This is a genomic window from Micromonospora cathayae, from assembly GCF_028993575.1.
Lineage (GTDB): Bacteria > Actinomycetota > Actinomycetes > Mycobacteriales > Micromonosporaceae > Micromonospora > Micromonospora cathayae.
The window spans coordinates 1,381,827-1,398,174 of record NZ_CP118615.1 but is presented as its reverse complement, the minus strand read 5'-3'; the positions used below and the strand labels follow the sequence as shown (position 1 = coordinate 1,398,174).

The 16,348-nt window shown below is 72.3% G+C and carries 13 protein-coding genes; 3 read left to right on the top strand and 10 right to left on the bottom strand.

Annotation, left to right across the window (positions count from 1 at the left end):
• Positions 1 to 272: 272 nt before the first annotated feature.
• The 5 genes from PVK37_RS06480 to PVK37_RS06460 form a co-directional block, all read right to left on the bottom strand.
• Positions 273 to 2,873 (bottom strand): ATP-binding protein, encoded by a 2,601-nt coding sequence (locus tag PVK37_RS06480; RefSeq protein ID WP_275032845.1) that lies wholly within the window; start codon positions 2,871 to 2,873, stop codon positions 273 to 275.
• Positions 2,874 to 3,254: 381 nt separating this feature from the next.
• Positions 3,255 to 4,409, bottom strand: a complete 1,155-nt coding sequence (locus tag PVK37_RS06475; protein ID WP_275032844.1) for an acyl-CoA dehydrogenase family protein — start codon at positions 4,407 to 4,409, stop codon at positions 3,255 to 3,257.
• Positions 4,410 to 4,559: 150 nt separating this feature from the next.
• Positions 4,560 to 6,092: an acyl-CoA carboxylase subunit beta gene (locus tag PVK37_RS06470; RefSeq protein WP_275032843.1), complete on the bottom strand. Its 1,533-nt coding sequence runs from the start codon at positions 6,090 to 6,092 to the stop codon at positions 4,560 to 4,562.
• 138 nt (positions 6,093 to 6,230) lie between these two features.
• A complete protein-coding gene (locus PVK37_RS06465; protein ID WP_275032842.1) occupies positions 6,231 to 7,145 on the bottom strand; it encodes a hydroxymethylglutaryl-CoA lyase in 915 nt (304 codons plus the stop codon).
• A gap of 144 nt (positions 7,146 to 7,289) precedes the next feature.
• Entirely contained in the window at positions 7,290 to 7,646 is a 357-nt protein-coding gene (locus PVK37_RS06460; protein ID WP_275032841.1) for a hypothetical protein, read from the bottom strand.
• 913 nt (positions 7,647 to 8,559) lie between these two features.
• On the opposite strand from PVK37_RS06460, the gene PVK37_RS06455 reads away from it, so the two are divergent.
• Positions 8,560 to 9,702, top strand: a complete 1,143-nt coding sequence (locus tag PVK37_RS06455) for a coiled-coil domain-containing protein (protein ID WP_275032840.1) — start codon at positions 8,560 to 8,562, stop codon at positions 9,700 to 9,702.
• Between the two features lie 159 nt (positions 9,703 to 9,861).
• On the opposite strand, the gene PVK37_RS06450 is transcribed toward PVK37_RS06455, so the two are convergent.
• From PVK37_RS06450 to PVK37_RS06430, 5 genes are all read right to left on the bottom strand, one after another.
• Positions 9,862 to 11,229, bottom strand: coding sequence for an acetyl-CoA carboxylase biotin carboxylase subunit (locus PVK37_RS06450; RefSeq protein WP_275032839.1), 1,368 nt, complete (start codon positions 11,227 to 11,229; stop codon positions 9,862 to 9,864).
• Between the two features lie 59 nt (positions 11,230 to 11,288).
• Positions 11,289 to 11,915, bottom strand: coding sequence for a TetR/AcrR family transcriptional regulator (locus PVK37_RS06445; protein ID WP_423791006.1), 627 nt, complete (start codon positions 11,913 to 11,915; stop codon positions 11,289 to 11,291).
• Positions 11,916 to 12,000: 85 nt separating this feature from the next.
• A complete protein-coding gene (locus tag PVK37_RS06440; protein WP_275032838.1) occupies positions 12,001 to 12,903 on the bottom strand; it encodes a sulfurtransferase in 903 nt (300 codons plus the stop codon).
• Positions 12,904 to 12,950: 47 nt separating this feature from the next.
• Positions 12,951 to 13,400: an imidazolonepropionase-like domain-containing protein gene (locus tag PVK37_RS06435; RefSeq protein WP_275032837.1), complete on the bottom strand. Its 450-nt coding sequence runs from the start codon at positions 13,398 to 13,400 to the stop codon at positions 12,951 to 12,953.
• A gap of 3 nt (positions 13,401 to 13,403) precedes the next feature.
• Entirely contained in the window at positions 13,404 to 14,171 is a 768-nt protein-coding gene (locus PVK37_RS06430; RefSeq protein WP_275032836.1) for an SGNH/GDSL hydrolase family protein, read from the bottom strand.
• A gap of 247 nt (positions 14,172 to 14,418) precedes the next feature.
• Between PVK37_RS06430 and PVK37_RS06425 the strand changes: the two genes are divergently transcribed.
• Both PVK37_RS06425 and PVK37_RS06420 read left to right on the top strand, forming a co-directional pair.
• Positions 14,419 to 15,711, top strand: coding sequence for an AAA family ATPase (locus tag PVK37_RS06425; RefSeq protein WP_275032835.1), 1,293 nt, complete (start codon positions 14,419 to 14,421; stop codon positions 15,709 to 15,711).
• A gap of 76 nt (positions 15,712 to 15,787) precedes the next feature.
• Complete coding sequence (locus PVK37_RS06420) at positions 15,788 to 16,339, top strand: RloB family protein (protein WP_275032833.1); 552 nt, start codon at positions 15,788 to 15,790, stop codon at positions 16,337 to 16,339.
• Positions 16,340 to 16,348: the final 9 nt, after the last annotated feature.

Sequence of the window (16,348 nt, the reverse complement as noted above, 5' to 3'; positions counted from 1 at the left end):
GCTTCTTCGCTCGCGCCATCCCTGACCGCACCGGGCGCGTGGCACGAACCGACCCGGCGCACCGCCACGCACCGGGTACGACACGGCCCGGACTCACCGGACCGCCCGGATCCACGGCACGGACCGGACTCCCGGCCCGCCGGCATCCACGGCACCGACCCGGCCACCCTGCCGACCGCCCTCGGGCTGCTCGCGGCCCGGATCACGCGTCGCCCCGGCCTGCTGGGCGGATCGGCTCGCGCCGTCGGTGACACCGCGGTCCTCCGAGGATGTCACCGACCCGCCGTCAACGCGTAGAGCAGCGCCTCCTCCTGCGGCAACAACCGGATGCCGCTCTCCCGGCACACCCCGTCGAGCCGGTCGAGCATCGCGGGATCCCCGGTACTCGCGGCCAGCCCGACCAGTGACTCGACCACGTCACGCCAGCCCCGCCCGGCCCGGGTCGCCGCCGCCACCGCGAACCACTCCGCCGCCAGCTCCCGGTTCCCCCGGTGCAGCGCGACGGTCGCCTCCAGCAACGCGCACCGCCCGTCCTCGGCACGCACGACCTCCCGCTGCCCCGGCACCGTGGCCCGCAGCTCCACCAACACCGCACCGGCCTCGTCGAAGCGCCCGGCCTGGGCCAACGCGAGCCCCACCGTACCGAGGGCCCGTCGGCGGTGCCCCGGGTCACCGAGCTCGGCGAGCGCCGCCACCGCCGCGCGACCGTGCTCGACGGCGTCCGCGTACCGGCCCTCCAGCCGGGCCACCTCGGCCAGATCCGCCCGGGCCAACGCCCGGATCCGTGGCTCCCCGCACTGCCCGGCCAGCCGGTCGACCGACGCCAACCGCCGGCGGGCCGCCGACAGGTCACCGGACCGCACGTCCTGCCAGGTGAGGCCGCGCTGGGCGATCGCCATGTCGCGTACCCGGTCGTGCCGCCGGGCCATCGCCAGTGCGGCCGCCGCCTGCTCGCGGGCCTCCTCGTGCGCGCCGGCGCAGATCAGGAGGGTACCGAGCACGCCGCGCGCGTCGAGCTCCCCCGCCACGTCACCGAGCCGTTGAAAGGTGGCGAGCGCGTGCCGGACCGGCTCGATCTCCATCGGATCGCCGCCGTGCACCAGCGAGAGCCGGCCCAGCCCCACGCTCGCCGCCGCCCGTACCGCCGGCCCGGCATCGGCGGTACGCGGGTCGTCCAGCAGGCGGCGCAGCCACTGCCGGCCGGCCACGTCCCGCCCGCGCAGCCGCAGCCACCGGGACAGGCCGGCGGCCAGCCGCAGGGCGGTGTGCGGGTCGTCGCCCTGCGCGTGTGTGATGGCCGCGAGAATGTCGCTGGTCAGCTCGTCCAGCCGGTACAGGGCGCGGACCAGACCCGGGCCGGTCAGCTCCGGCTCGGCACGGGCCACCAGCCGCAGCAGGATCTCCGCGTGCCGGCGGCGCACCGTGGTCTCCTCGCCGGCCGCCACCAGCTGTTCGGCGGCGAAGTCCCGTACCGCGTCGAGCAGCCGGAACCGTAGCTGTCCGGTGCCCTGGACGCTCAACAGCCCCAGTTCGAGAAGGCGGTCCAGCAGCTGCACCGGGTCACCGCCCGAGCCCGCCGGATGGTCGGCGAGCATGTCCTCCGCCAACCCCACCGACCAGCGGTTCCGGAACGCGGCAAGCCGACGCAGGGCGGCCTGTTCGGCCGGGTCGAGCAGCCGGTAACTGGTGGCGACCGCGTCCCGCAGGGTCACCGCGACCGCCTCCCGGTGGTTCGGCGGCGGGGCCAGGTCGAGGACCCGGTGCCCGTACCGGTCCAACAGCTCGTTGAGGTCCAGGATCCGCCCCCGGGCCGCCATCAGCTCGATGGCGAGCGGCAGGCCGCCGAGCCGGCGGACCAGCGCGGCGAGGGCGGGCAGTTCCTCCGGCGCGGGCGGCTCCCGGCGTACCTGGGCCAGTCGGGCCACGAAGAGCCGTACCGCCGGGCAGCGGGCCAGCGCGTCCGGTTCCGGGTCGCTCCCGTCGTCCGTGGGCACGTCCAACGGTGGTACCGGCCAGACCCGTTCACCGGGCAGACCGACCGGGTGGCGGCCGGTCGCGAGCACCCGCAGTTCGGGCAGTAGTCGGGTGAGCCGGTCCAGGGCCCCCGCCACGGCGTCCGGGGCGCGCTCCACCGCGTCGACGAGGAGCAGGGCGGGAGCGCCACCGAGCCGGGTGGCAAGCTCCGCCGGGCCGGTGGCCCCGAACACCGCCGCCGCCGCGGAGAGGACACAGTCGACGTCGGACCCCTCGCCGACCAGCACCCCGGCGATCCCCCCGGGGTACCGGTCGGCGAGCTGCCGGGTGACCGCCAGGGCGAGCGCGGACTTGCCGACCCCGGCCAGCCCCACCAGGCTGACCACCGGGTACGTACGCTTCCCGGCGAGCAGCCGGCACAGTTCGGCGCGGTCGTGGTCGCGTCCGACCAGCTCGACCGGGGGCGGCAGGTCCGCCGACAGCCCACCCAGCGGGGTCGCCTCGTCGGTCCCGGAGCGGGCGACCGGCACCATCCCGCTCACCGGGCCGGCGGGGTCGGCGGCCGGGCCGGCGATGCCCCCGGCACCCGGTCCGCCGGTGGTGCCGCCGGTGGTAGGTACGTCGGTCGGTGCGGCCGGTAGTCGTCCCCGGGCGGTGGCCAGGAAGGTACGGCGGGTCGCTCCGGTCAGGCCCAGCGCGTCGGCGAGCAGGTCGACGGTGGTTCGCTGGGGACGGGACGACCGGCCCCGCTCGAGGTCACGGACCGTCCGTACGCCGACGCCGGCCCGGGCCGCCAACTCGGCCTGGGTCAGGCCGGCGGCGAGCCGGTGCCCGCGTACCAGTGCCGGCAGGCCGGCCGGGGCACCCGAACTCCGCGAACGGTCATGATCCGGAGCCATGGCCAGGAAGCGTACGGACCGGGTGCGACGTTCGGCAGGCGACCGTCGTGCTGCCGACCGAACACAGTGGAATATCCGACAGTGTGTTCCGATCTGATCAGCGATCATCGCTGCCCGGACGCCGGACGACGGGCTACGGACGGCGGGCGGCGGACGCCGGGAGACGCCGGGCGACGAGCGACGGGGAGCGGCGCGGGCTACGGCGGGCGACGGGCGACGGCGGACGGCGTGGACGGGCGGCGGACGGTGGGAGACGGCGGACGGCGTGGACGGGCGGCGGACGGCGGGAGACGGCGGGCTACGGTGCCGCGGCGGGCGACCGTCCTCGGCCTGCCGGGCCGGACGGCCGACGCGCCCGCCGCTTCGGGTGCCCGCCTCCGTTCACAGCCCCAGATCGCGGGCGATGATCATGCGCTGGACCTCGCTGGTGCCCTCGCCGATCTCCAGGATCTTGCTGTCCCGCCAGAACCGGGCCACCGGGTACTCGTTCATGAAGCCGTAGCCGCCGTGGATCTGGGTCGCCTCCCGGGCGTTGTCCACCGCGATCGTGCTGGCGTGCAGCTTCGCGATGGCCGCCTGCCGCTTGAACGGCTCACCGGCGAGCATCCGGGCCGCCGCGTCGTAGTAGGCGAGCCGGGCGGTGTGTGCCTTCGCCTCCATGTCGGCGATCTTGAACTGGATCGCCTGGTAGTTGCCGATCGGCTGGCCGAAGGCGTGGCGTTCCTTCGCGTACCTGATCGACTCGTCGACGCAGCCCTGGGCCAGACCGACGGCGAGCGCGGCGATGGCGATCCGCCCCTCGTCGAGGATCCTCAGGAACTGGGCGAACCCCCGGCCCCGCTCGCCGAGCAGGTTCTCCGCCGGCACCCGGCAGTCGTCGAAGGTCAGCTCGTGGGTGTCCGAGGCGTTCCACCCGACCTTGGAGTACCCAGGCGCGACGGTGAAACCGGGCGTACCGGACGGAACGATGATGGTGGACAGCTCCTTCGTACCGTCCGGGCGGGTACCGGTGACCGCGGTGACGGTGACCAGGGCGGTGATGTCGGTGCCCGAGTTGGTGATGAACGCCTTCGAGCCGTTGATCACCCATTCGTTCGTCTTCTCGTCCAGCACGGCGCGGGTCTGCGTGCCGGCCGCGTCCGACCCGGTGCCCGGCTCGGTGAGGCCGAAACCGGCCAGCGCCTCGCCGCTGAGCAGCTTCGGCAGCCACCTGCGCTGCTGCTCCTCGGTGCCGAACCGGAAGATCGGCATGGCACCGAGCGAGACCGCCGCCTCCAGGGTGATCGCCACGCTGGAGTCGACCCGGGCCAGCTCCTCCAGCGCCAGGCAGAGCGCGAAGTAGTCGCCGCCCATCCCGCCGTGCTCCTCCGGGAAGGGGAGCCCGAACAGCCCCATCTTGCCCATCTGGCGGATCACCTCGTACGGGAAGGTGTGCTGCTCGTAGTGTTCGGCGATGACCGGCGCGACCACCTCCCGGGCGAAGTCCCGGACGCTGGACCGCAGCGCCTCCTGCTCCTCGGTGAGCCGGAAGTCCATGGGTTTCCTCCTGTGTGGACGGGCTGCCGCCGGGCGCTCGTGACGTCGGCGGCAGCGGGTGCCGGGGGTCGGCTCCAACCGGGCCGGGGCCGGGGTGTGGCTCCGGCCCGGTTGCGGCTCAGACCGGGTGACGCTCGGACCGGGTGATGCTCAGACCGGGGTGACGCCGTGCCGACGCCGGGAGAAGTGCCGCTCCTTGCTCCGGGCCGCGGTGAACCGGCGGACCAGTTCGGCCCGCAGGTCGTGCGGCTCGACGATGGTGTCCACCACCAGTTCGCTGGCGAGCCGGACGATGTCGATGTCCCGCTCGTACTCCTCGCGCTTCGCGGCGACGAACGCGGCCCGTTCAGCCTCGTCGGCGATGGCCGCGATCTTGTTGGCGTAGACCGCGTTGACGGCGGCCTCCGCGCCCATCACCGCGATCTTCGCGGTGGGCAGGGCGATCGTCGCGTCCGGCTCGAAGCCGGGGCCGGCCATCGCGTAGAGGCCCGCGCCGTACGCCTTGCGCACCACCACGCAGATCTTCGGTACGGTCGCCTCCGAGATCGCGGTGATCATCTTCGCGCCGTGCCGGATGATGCCCTGCTTCTCCACCGCGCTGCCGACCATGAAGCCGGGCACGTCGGAGAGGAACAGCAGCGGTACGTTGAACGCGTCGCAGAGCTGCACGAACCGGGTCGCCTTGTCGGCCGAGTCGACGAACAGCACCCCGCCCTTGAACATCGAGTTGTTGCCGACCACGCCGACGACCTCGCCGTTCAGCCGGCCGAAGCCGATGGTCAGCTCCTTGGCCCAGAGCGCCTGGATCTCGAAGAAGCTGCCCTCGTCGAGCAGCCCCTTGACGTACCGGCGCATGTCGAACGCCTGCCGCTCGCTGGCCGGGACCAGCGCGGCCAGGTCCGCCCTGGCCGGCGCGGCGACCGGCTCGGTGGCCGGCGGCTGCTGCTGCCAGTTCGCCGGCAGGTACGACAGGTAGCGCTTCACCACGTCGAGCGCCTCGGCCTCGGTCTTGCAGAGGAAGTGCCCGACGCCGGATTCGGCGCAGTGCACCTTGGCCCCGCCCATCGCCTCCAGGGTGGTCTTCTCGCCGGTGACCATCTCGACCATCCGGTCGGAGCCGAGGTACATGCTGGCGTTGCCGTCGACCATCGCGACCACGTCGCAGAACGCCGGAATGTACGCCCCGCCGGCGGCGCTCGGCCCGAACAGCGCGCAGACCTGCGGGATCGCCCCGGAGGCGCGCACCTGGTTCCAGAAGATCTTGCCGGCCCCGCGCCGACCGGGGAAGAGTTCGACCTGGTCGGTGATCCGCGCGCCGGCCGAGTCGACCAGGTAGACCATCGGCACACCGGTGGCGTACGCCCGCTCGATGATCCGGATGATCTTTTCGACGGTACGCGCGCCCCAGCTCCCGGCCTTGACCGTGGAGTCGTTCGCCATCAGGCAGACCTGCCGGCCGTCGATGGTGGCGGTGCCGGTGACCACGCCGTCGGCGGGCAGCCCGTCGGCGAGGGCGTTGGCGTAGAGCCCGTCCTCGACGAAGGACCCCTCGTCGACCAGGAGCGCCACCCGTTCCCGGGCGAAGAGTTTGCCCTTGTTCGCGTTGGCCGCGTGGTACTTGTCCGCGCCACCGGCCCGGACCCGCTTGCGGAGTTGCTTCAGTGCCTCACCGTCGAGCGTCACGCCGACCCCCTCACCAAGCGACCTGAACGATCGTTAGGTTACCTCACCCGCCCCGCCCTCTCCCACTCCCCGGGACCGGCGGTTCAACACGGACCGACCGGCCGGCCGGCGCCGGTGAGCGGGGTCGGCGACCTCGGGTCAGTGCGGGGTGAGCCGGGTACGCGGACCGGCCCGCAGCACACCGGACGGGAGCTGCCGGCCGACCAGTTCCTCGGCCAGGGCCGCGCACTCCAGCAGGGCGTCCAGGTCGATACCGGTGTCGACACCCATGTCGTGCAGCATGTGCACGGCCTCCTCGGTGGCCAGGTTGCCGCTCGCCCCCGGCGCGTACGGGCAGCCACCCAGCCCACCGACGCTGGCGTCGAACTCGGTCACCCCCAGTTCCAGCGCGGTCAACAGGTTCGCCAGCGCGGTACCCCGGGTGTTGTGGAAGTGCAGCAGCACGGGAATGCTCGCGTTCCGGTCCCGTACCTCGGTCAACAGCTCGCGGACCCGGCGCGGGGTGCCCATGCCGGTGGTGTCGCCGAAGGCCACCCGGTCCGCGCCGTCGCGGACCACCCGGTCCACGATGCCGGCGACCCGGCGCGGGTCGATGTCACCCTCGTACGGGCAGCCGAAGCTGGTCGCGACGATCACCTCGGCCCGCGCGCCCGCGCCGTGCAGCAGGTCGATCAGCTCGGCGATGTCGTCCAGCGACTCGTCGGTCGAGCGGTTGACGTTGCGCCGGTTGTGCGTGTCGCTCGCCGAGACCACCACCTCGATCTCGGTGAACCCGGCGGCCAGCGCCCGCTGCGCGCCCCGGGTGTTCGGCACCAGCGCCGAGTAGCGCACCCCGTCGACCCGCTTCGCCCGCTGCCACACCTCGTCGGCGTCGGCCATCTGCGGGATCGCCTTCGGGTGCACGAACGAGACCGCCTCGATCCGCCGTACGCCGGTCCCGGAGAGCGCGTCGAGCAGCCGCACCTTGGCGTCGGTCGGGATCGGCTCCTCGTTCTGGAGTCCGTCCCGGGGCCCGACCTCACGGATCGACACGGTGGCTGGCAGCTGGGTCATGGTGGTCACCTCGGTGTGCCGTGGTGCCGGGGCGCACCGGCAGGATCCCTGCCCGACGCGACCCCGGCACCGGAGACTGGTGTCTCCCAGGATTTCAGCCCGCCGCCCGGACCGCGACACCGCCGGGTGGACGGTCCTGCCGACTCAGACCCAACCGCAGACGACGTACACGTGCTGGCTCGCGGTCCGGCCGGCACCGTCCCGGACACTCACCCCCAGGCTGGTCTGGTAGACCCCCGGCGGGCAGCCGACGCCACTTGCGGTGTACGGGGTCGTGGTCGTGTAGGGGGAACCGGTGTAGCCCTCGTAGAACCACTGCCACGTGTAGTTGCCGGTCCCGTTGACGGCCGCCGCGTCGCAGGTGGTACCCCAGATGTCCGGTACGCCGCAGGTGAGGTCGACGGTGAAGGCACCACTGGCCTGTGCGGGCGCTGCCGCCACGGTCAGCGCCATGACCCCACCCGCGATCCCCGCCGCCACCCGCTTCAACGTGCTACCCATGCGACCACCCACTTCTGGACAACCGGGACGGCACGTCCGCCCTCGGTCCACCACCGTCGGCGGTCCGAGGGTCCGGCCACCGACCAGTTTATCGATGCTAATCGAAATATGCGGAAGACCCGGCGATGGGAATCCCAGCATTGCGCCAGAAAGAGATACCGACGCTTGGCGCGTAATCCAGACTTATTCCGTCGATGACTCATGAACAACGACAATGCATCGACCGTCAGGAATCCGGTGACATGCGGGCCGGACCCGGCACACGCAGCCGCCGGCAGACCGTCAGGGGCGGCGAGGCCGTCGGAGGGCGGGTTCTGTCGGAGGGCGGCGAGCCGTCGGGGGCGGGAGTCCCACCCCCGACCGCTCGTATGCCGTATCCGGGATCAGCGTCGCGACGATCCTTCCAAGAGCCCGGCAGCGCACCGGAGAGCGGCCGAGAGGGCACCGGCACAGGTTCCGACGTCCTCTTGACCCGCCACCACGGCCACCACCACCACGGCATCCGTACCCAGGGAAGCCGCCCGTAGCGCCCGGGCCACCCGTTCCGGGGTCACCGGGCGGCGTGCCTCGTCATTGTTCATGCGCCGTCCTTCCGTCGATCCTGGCTCCGAGCCGGATCGGAGCGGGATCCCCTGCACCGCCCCGCCACCCGGGGCCACCGCCGGTTCCGCTCCTCACCTGACTGCTCCAACGACCAGGTCGCCGGCCGGGTCCGACCTGCTGGCCGGCCCGACCATCCCGTTCTGGCCGGAACCGTTCCGCGGTAAGGGGATCCGTCGCCGTGGTCACCCGATGTGTCCTATCCGGACAACGAGCCGGCCAGAACCGGACGATCGCCGTGGCGATCGGCCACGGTCACTGACCGGAACGGGTACAAATACGGGTCCGAGTCGTGTGCTCCGGAAGGACCGGCGTGACCCCCCACAACGAGTTACCGTCCCCGTCCGGGGAACGGACCCCCCACAGGCTGACTTCCCCGGACCAGCTCACCGGCCAGCTCACCGAGCGTTGGGGTGACGACGCCGTGGCGGCGTACACGCTCGCGGCGCGCGCCCTGGCGGAGAAGCATCCCGAGGTCGGCCGGGTGGACACCTGGCGACGACTCGTCCTCAAGATCATGCGGGACCGGGCCCGCGTCCAGAACCAGACGACGCGCCGGCACAACCCGCCCGACAAGGTCAGCCAGCGCCGGATGCGGAAGAAGCTGTCCTGGCACTTCACCAGACGTAGCCGGGGTCCGGCCTGGCAACAGGTGACGCTGCTGGTCCGGCACCTCGTACCGGTCGAGCAACAACCGGCCACCCTCGCCAGACTGGCCGCCCTGCACGCGGCAGCCCGTGGCTACCATCCGGTCGAGGCCGTCCCGGACATCGTCCCCGCTCACGCGGCCCCCGATCCCCGCCCCGCCCCGGCCGTCGATCCAGCTGGCACCGGCAGCCCGGAGACCGCCCTGATCGAGCTGCTACGCCGGCAGAAAGCCCAACTCGAGCAGGAACTCGCTACCAGCCGCGCCGAGAACCGCCAGCTCCGGGACCTCCTCGACCGGTCCTGGCGGACCGATCGGGCCAGCGGAACCGATCGGGCCGACGACCGGACCGACCGGACCGGCCGAACCGACCAGGCCGACGAAATCGGCCGGACCGACCCGACCGGCGGAACCGACCGGGCCGGCCCGCCGGTAACCGGTCCGGGCGGCCTGGGCGGTCCGGGCGATCCCGCACCGGCGCCGCGTACCGCCCGCAACAGCGGTCATTTTCCCGGCCCGGCCGAGCCGGACGAGAGCGTCCGGGACCGGTCACGCAACCCACCACCCCGGGTCGACCTGGCGACGCCTCGGCGGTCAGGCCCCGGCGGGGCCGAGACGCACTTGTGGATCGAGGGCCTCTGGCACGGCGCGCTCCGGGCCGCCCCGGAACAGGTCGACGGGTCCGCTCCCGCCGCGCCGCCCGGGGCAACTCCGAACCGATCCGCCGACCGGTTCCCGCCGCTGGCGGGCGACACCGCGCGGCGGCGCACACCTCCCACGGGCCGGATGCCCACGCGGCCGTCGTTCTGACCACCTGGGGACCGTCCCGGCCGGAGAGCGCAAGCAGTACGGACCGGCCCTGGCCGGGTCGGGCCAGTAGGACGGGACGCTCCCGGCCGGGTCGCTAGGGCGCACCACCCGGCCGGGTCGGGCCGCAGGGCGCACCACCCGGCCGGGGAGCGACTCCGGTCAGCGCATCCGGCCGACGATGCCGGTGTCGTAGTCGCCGGAGACGAACTCGGCGTTCTCCAGCAGTTCGGTGAAGAACGGCAGGTTGCACTTCGGGCCGACGACCTCGAACCCGGCCACCGCGGTGCGGGCCCGCGCGACCGCCTCGGCCCGGTCCGCGCCGGACACGATCAGCTTGGCCAGCAGCGAGTCGTAGAACGGGGTGACGGTGTTGCCGGCGACGTACCCGGAGTCGACCCGGACGCCCTCGCCGGACGGCTCGACCCAGGTGGCGATCACGCCGGGGCCGGGCAGGAACCGCTTCGGGTCCTCGGCATTGATCCGCAGCTCGATGGCGTGCCCGCGCGGGGTCAGCGCGTCCGGGTCGAAGGTCGGCGCCAGGCCGGCGGCCACCCGCAACTGCTCCTCGACCAGGTCGACGCCGTAGACGTACTCGGTCACCGGGTGCTCCACCTGGAGCCGGGTGTTCATCTCCAGGAAGAAGAACTCATCGGACGCCGGGCCGTCCCCCCTACCGTCCCGCTGGCGCGGGACCAGTAGGCACTCCACCGTGCCCGCGTTGCGGTAGCCGACCGCCTCGCCGGCCCGGACCGCCGCGGCGAGAAGCCGCTCCCGCAGCTCCGGGGAGACCGCCGGGGACGGGGACTCCTCGACCAGCTTCTGGTTGCGCCGCTGCACCGAGCACTCCCGCTCACCCAGCGCGACCACCCGGCCGTCGGCCAGGCCGAGGATCTGCACCTCGACGTGGCGTACCCGGGGGAAGTACCGCTCGATCAGCACCGAGCCGTCGCCGAACATCCGCTCGGCGAACGCGCGGACCTTGTCGTACTCGGTGCGCAACGCGGCCTCGTCGGTGGCCACCGCCATGCCCATGCCGCCGCCACCGGCCGCCGCCTTGACCATCACCGGGTAGCCGATCTCCGCCGCCGCGGCCAGCGCCGCGGTGAGGTCGGCCGCCGGGTCGGTGGTGCCGGGCGCGACCGGCACCCCGGCCGCCGCCATCAGGTTCCGCGCGTTGATCTTGTCGCCCATCGCGGTGATCGCGTCCGCGCCGGGCCCGACCCAGATCAGGCCGTTCGCCTCGACGGTACGGGCGAAGTCGGCGTTCTCCGACAGGAAACCGTAGCCGGGGTGGACGGCCTGCACACCGGTCGACTTGGCGGCGGCGATGATCGCCTCGACGTTGCGGTAACTCTGGGCCGGGTTCGCCGGTCCCACGCACACCGCCTCGTCCGCCTCGGTCACGAAGGGCAGCTCGTGGTCGGCTTCGGAGTGCACCGCCACGGTCCGGATCCCGAGCCGCTTCGCGGTACGGATGACCCGTCGAGCGATCTCACCGCGGTTGGCGACGAGCAACGACTCGATCATGTTTCCTCCATCGTCCTGGGGTGGTGGACGATGTCAGGAAACCACGCGCGGACCGGTCGCTACGAGTCGGTGCGCGCGAGCAGTGCGGCGAGCGTCGCGCCGCGCAGCAGCTCGGCCCGGCGCTGCCGGTCCACCTCGCCACCGAGGAAGGGCGTCGAGTTCATCAGGCCGAACGCGGCGTGCGCGAGCACCCGCGCCTCGCCGGCCGGCAGCCCGGGGTGCAGGGCCGTCAGCACCGTCACCCACTCCTCGACGTAGAGGCGCTGCAACCGGCGGATCATCCGGCGCGGCTCCTCGGGCAGCCGGTCCAGCTCGTTGAGGTGCAGGGCGATCACCGCCGGGTGGGCCAGGGCGAAGTCGACGTGGAAGTCGATCAGCGACTCCAGCGCGCCGCGCGGGTCGTCGGGGTGCCCGGCGGCGCGTTCCCGGCCCCCGGCGAGCAGCCCCTCACTGACCGGGATCAGCGCGGCCGCCAGCATCGCCTCCTTGCCGGCGAAGTGGTGGTACAGCGCCGGACCGGTCACCCCGGCCGCCGCGCCGATGTCGTCCATCGACACGCCGTGGTAGCCGCGGGCGGCGAAGAGGCCCACCGCGATGTCCAGGATCTCGTCCCGGCGGGACCGTCGGCGCGTCGTACCCGTCACCCCGTTCGCGCCGCCCCGTGCCGCCTGCTGCTCCACCGTCACCCGGCAAGCGTAATCCGCTGTCAATTCTCCGGTGTTTCACGTGGCACGCGTCGAGGTCGGTCACTGGCCGGGGCCGGCAGAGCCGTCACGGGTTGAGGCCGCCGGGCTGGTCGCCCTGCACCACTGGGGCCCGGACCAGGTTGCCCCACTCGGTCCACGATCCGTCGTAGTTGCGTACCTGCGGATAACCGAGCAGGTGCCGCAGCACGAACCAGGTGTGGCTGGACCGTTCGCCGATCCGGCAGTACGCGATCACGTCGTCGTCCGGGCTCAGCCCCAACTGGTCGGCGTAGATGCCGCGCAGTTCCTCCGACGACCGGAACGTGCCGTCGGGGTTCACCGCCGACTTCCACGGCTTGTTCACCGCCCCCGGGACGTGCCCGCCGCGCAGCGCGCCCTCCTGCGGGTAGTCCGGCATGTGCAGCATCTCGCCGGTGTACTCGCCCGGCGATCGGACGTCCACCAGCGGTCGACCGGCCGCGACGTGCGCCATCACCTGTTCCCGGAACGCCCGCAGCGGGGCGTCGTCGCGGGTGGGGACCGGGTACTCGGCGCGCGGCCGGGCGGCCCGGTCCCGGCTCAGCTCCCGCCCTTCCGCGATCCACTTCTGCCGGCCACCGTCGAGCAGCCGGACGTCCCGGTGACCGAAAAGGGAGAAGACCCAGAGGGCGTACGCCGCCCACCAGTTGAAATTGTCGCCGTAGAAGACCACCGTGTCGTCCCGCCCGATGCCCTTGGCGGCGCACAGTTCCGCGAAACTCTTCGCGTCCAGGTAGTCCCGGGTGACCTGGTCGTTCAGCTCCAGATGCCAGTCGACCTTGACGGCCCCGGGGATGTGCCCGGTGTCGTAGAGCAGCACGTCCTCATCGGACTCCACCACCACCAGCCCTTCGGCGCCGAGGTGCTCGGCGAGCCAGTCGGTGGTGACGAGCCGCCGCGGGTCCGCGTACGACTGGAGACGGGGGTTCGGATCGCTCGGCACGGCCATGACGCCCAACCTACGCCCGATCCCGGGCCGCCGGCCGGGGAACGGGGTCAGGCCCGCCGGTGCACCAGCCGGCCGGCGAGCACGGTGGCGAGACAGCGACCGTCGTCGGCCAGCACGGCCAGGTCCGCGCGCCCGCCCGAGTGCAGGGCCACCGGCACCGGGGCGGTCAGTACGGCGACGTCGCTGCGGTCGACCACGGCCCGCAGCCCGGGTTCGGTCACGTACCCGGCCAGTACGGCGGTCACCCCGAGCCGGAACAGCGCGTGCACCCGTTCCCGGGGCGTGGGAGCCGCCGGCAGCGGGCCGTCGTGCCGCAGCCCCGGGCCGAGGGTGCCCGCCCAGCGGCGGACCCGCGCCCCCGGGTACGCCCCGAGCAGGTCCGATTCCGGGCCGACGGCGGCGATCCGGTCACCGGTCACCACCACCGCCCAGCCGGGCACCGGCTCGTCGTCAGGGGTGAGTCGCAGCAGCGGGGCGGCGTGGACGGTGGTGGACACGGCTCAGTCGGACACCGGGCCGAGCTGCGGACGCTTCGCGGTGACCAGGTCACCGGAGGACCGGCCGGTCAGCCGACGCTTGATCCACGGGGCCAGGTGCCGGCCCGCCCAGCGCAGGTCGGCGGCGCGGGCCGCCAGCCACGGCGACGGCTCCGGGTGCGGCGGGACCAGCAGCCACTCCTCCTCGCAGCCGACGCCGAGCGCGGTGAGCACCTGCCCGGCCACCCGCCGGTGCCCGGCCGCCGACAGGTGCAACCGGTCGGTGCTCCACAGCAACGGGTTGAGGTAGGTGTCGTCGGCGTACAGGTCGACCAGGATCGCGCCGTGCCGCTCGGCGGTCTCGCCGACCGCCCGGTTGAGCAGTTGCACCCGGGGCGCGACCATCCGCTGGCCGGGCAGCCGGGCCATCACGTCGGCGAACCGGAACAGCAGCACGTCCGCGCCGCCGGACCGCAGTCGCCGGACCGTGTCGTCGAACCGGCTGACCAGGGCGTCCGGGTCGAAGTTCCGCCGCAGCACGTCGTTGCCGCCGGCCGCGAAGCTGATCAGGTCGGGACGCATGTCCAGCGCGGCGGGCACCTGCTCGGTCACCACCTGCGGGAAGAGCCGCCCCCGGACGGCGAGGTTCGCGTACCGGAAGTCGGGGCCGGCACCGGCGGCGAGCCGGGTGGCGACCAGGTCCGCCCACCCCCGGTAGGTGCCGTCCGGGTACGCGTCGTCCATGCCCTCGGTGAAGCTGTCGCCCACCGCCACGTAGCTGCGCCAGCGCACGTCGTCCTCCCCGTTCCGTCGACCGGTGTCACAGCGGGAACCAGTCTCGCACCGCCGGCGCCGGCCGTCGTACCGACATCCACCAACGTGCCCGGCGCCACCCGGTGACGGCGTGTCGGGCTACCGGACGCGGTCGTCTGCATCAACCCTGCGGCAGTGAGCGATGGATCCGCGTCGACAGGCCGTCGATTTCGTAGATTCTCGACCGTGAGCTGGCTATGCTCGCGTCGAAGGTGACGGGAGGGACATGCTGATCCGCTTCGAGGCGGCGAACTTCCGCTCGATCCTCGCACCGGTCGAGTTGTCGATGGTCGCAATCGATACGGATCGTGTCGAGGCTCGTCCCGCCGCCAACATCAACGAGAGCCTGCTGGTGACCGCCGCGGTCTTCGGCCCCAACGCGTCCGGCAAGTCCAACGTCATCGCCGCGATGACCTGGTTACGGAACGCCGTCCGGGACTCGCTCCGCTTCTGGGACGACGTCGTGCCTGTCGAGCCCTTTGCTTTCGCCGACGGGCCCGAACGTGCCTCGGAGTTCACCCTCGAAGCGATCATCAGGGGAGTGCGCTTCGAATACGTCGTGGAGGTCGACCGGGAGGCGGTGCGCTACGAGGCGCTGTTCCACTATCCGGAGAAGAAGCGACGGCGAGTGTTCGAGCGCGAAGCGAGGAACCTGACACTCCAACGCGGCCTGGGAACACTGTCCGGGACCCGGGATCTGTTGACCGACCGGGCACTGGTGCTCTCCATCGCCCGAAGGTTCAACGAACCCGTCGTATCGGACTTCGCCCGCTTCGTCCTGGCTATCCAGACGTTCGGGCAGGGCACCGATCCTCGAACCGGGCCGGTGGCGTACTCCGGCACGTCGACCCGTCGTTGGTTCGAGGAGCCGACTGTCGCCAACCAACCTGCCCTGCCCGGTCTCGGTGATCCGTACGAGGAGTTCAGAGCCGACCGCGACCAGGCGTTGGCCCTGCTCCGGATGGCAGACCTGGGCATCGACGATGTTCTGATAGACGAGCACGAGAGCAACCATCCCGGTCTCGAGGTGCGCGGCGGCCGTACCCGTAAGCAGCGGAGGATCCGCCTGGTACACAGCACCACCCACGAGAAGGTGCCGTTCGACTTCTCCGCCGAGTCCGAGGGCACCCGCACCTGGTTCCAGCTCATCGGGCCCATCCTGAGCGCGCTCAAGGCCGGTTCGCTCCTGCTGTTCGACGAGTTGGACTCCAGCCTCCATCCGACGCTGTCGGCCCAGGTCATCCGCTTGTTCTGCGATCCGGCCACCAACCCGTCAGGGGCCCAGTTGGTCTTCACCACGCATGACACGAGCCTGCTCAACCACCTGAACCGGGACGAGGTATGGCTCACCGAGAAGAGTGGGGACGGCTCGACCCGGCTCGGCGCACTCGCCGAGTTCGCCGGGGAACGGGTACGCCGTTCACAGAACCTGGAGAAGGCGTACCTGCACGGCCGGTTCGGCGCGCTGCCCGACGTCGACCGTACCGACGTGCTCCGCGCGCTCGGCCTGATCGGCTGATCGGATGTCACCGAGGAGGACCAGGGCCAGGGATCTCCGCCGGTCGGTCGCCAGCCGTCCCGAACGCCGGACGATCGTGGTGTTCTGCGAGGGTGAGGCGTCGGAGCCGGACTACGTCAACGCGCTCAAGCGGCTGCCGGAAGTCCGCGACAACACCGCCGTCAGCATCGAGATCGACCCGCAGCAGGGTGCACCGATCACGCTGGTCCAGCGCGCCGTCGTGCGTAGCCAGGACGACGAGGTGGACGAGTGCTGGTGCGTCTTCGACGTCGAGTGGCCGCAGAACCACCCACGCCTCATGGAGGCGGTCCGGCTGGCTTCCGCCCATGGGATCCGGCTCGCGATCTCGAACCCGTGCTTCGAACTGTGGCTCACCCTCCACTTCACCGAGCAGACGGCCTTCCTGACCAGCGCCGATGCGGAGCGGCAGAGCCGGGGCCTCGACGGACGGATCGGCAAGCGGATAGACGGACCGAGGTACGTTGAACTCCGCCGGGAAGCCACGCGCAGGGCCATCGGACTCAGCCGGCGTCATGCCGGCAACCAGACCCCGTTCCCGGAGAACAACCCCTCCTCGACCATGTACGAACTGATCGCGGCCATCGAGCCGGCTCCCGCCAGCCGTTGACGTCCGACC

Coding starts and splice junctions, on each gene's coding strand:
- PVK37_RS06480 (WP_275032845.1), bottom strand. CDS start 2,873: ATGGCTCCGGATCATGACCGTTCGCGGAGTTCGGGTGCCCCGGCCGGC.
- PVK37_RS06475 (WP_275032844.1), bottom strand. CDS start 4,409: ATGGACTTCCGGCTCACCGAGGAGCAGGAGGCGCTGCGGTCCAGCGTC.
- PVK37_RS06465 (WP_275032842.1), bottom strand. CDS start 7,145: ATGACCCAGCTGCCAGCCACCGTGTCGATCCGTGAGGTCGGGCCCCGG.
- PVK37_RS06460 (WP_275032841.1), bottom strand. CDS start 7,646: ATGGGTAGCACGTTGAAGCGGGTGGCGGCGGGGATCGCGGGTGGGGTC.
- PVK37_RS06450 (WP_275032839.1), bottom strand. CDS start 11,229: ATGATCGAGTCGTTGCTCGTCGCCAACCGCGGTGAGATCGCTCGACGG.
- PVK37_RS06440 (WP_275032838.1), bottom strand. CDS start 12,903: ATGGCCGTGCCGAGCGATCCGAACCCCCGTCTCCAGTCGTACGCGGAC.
- PVK37_RS06425 (WP_275032835.1), top strand. CDS start 14,419: ATGCTGATCCGCTTCGAGGCGGCGAACTTCCGCTCGATCCTCGCACCG.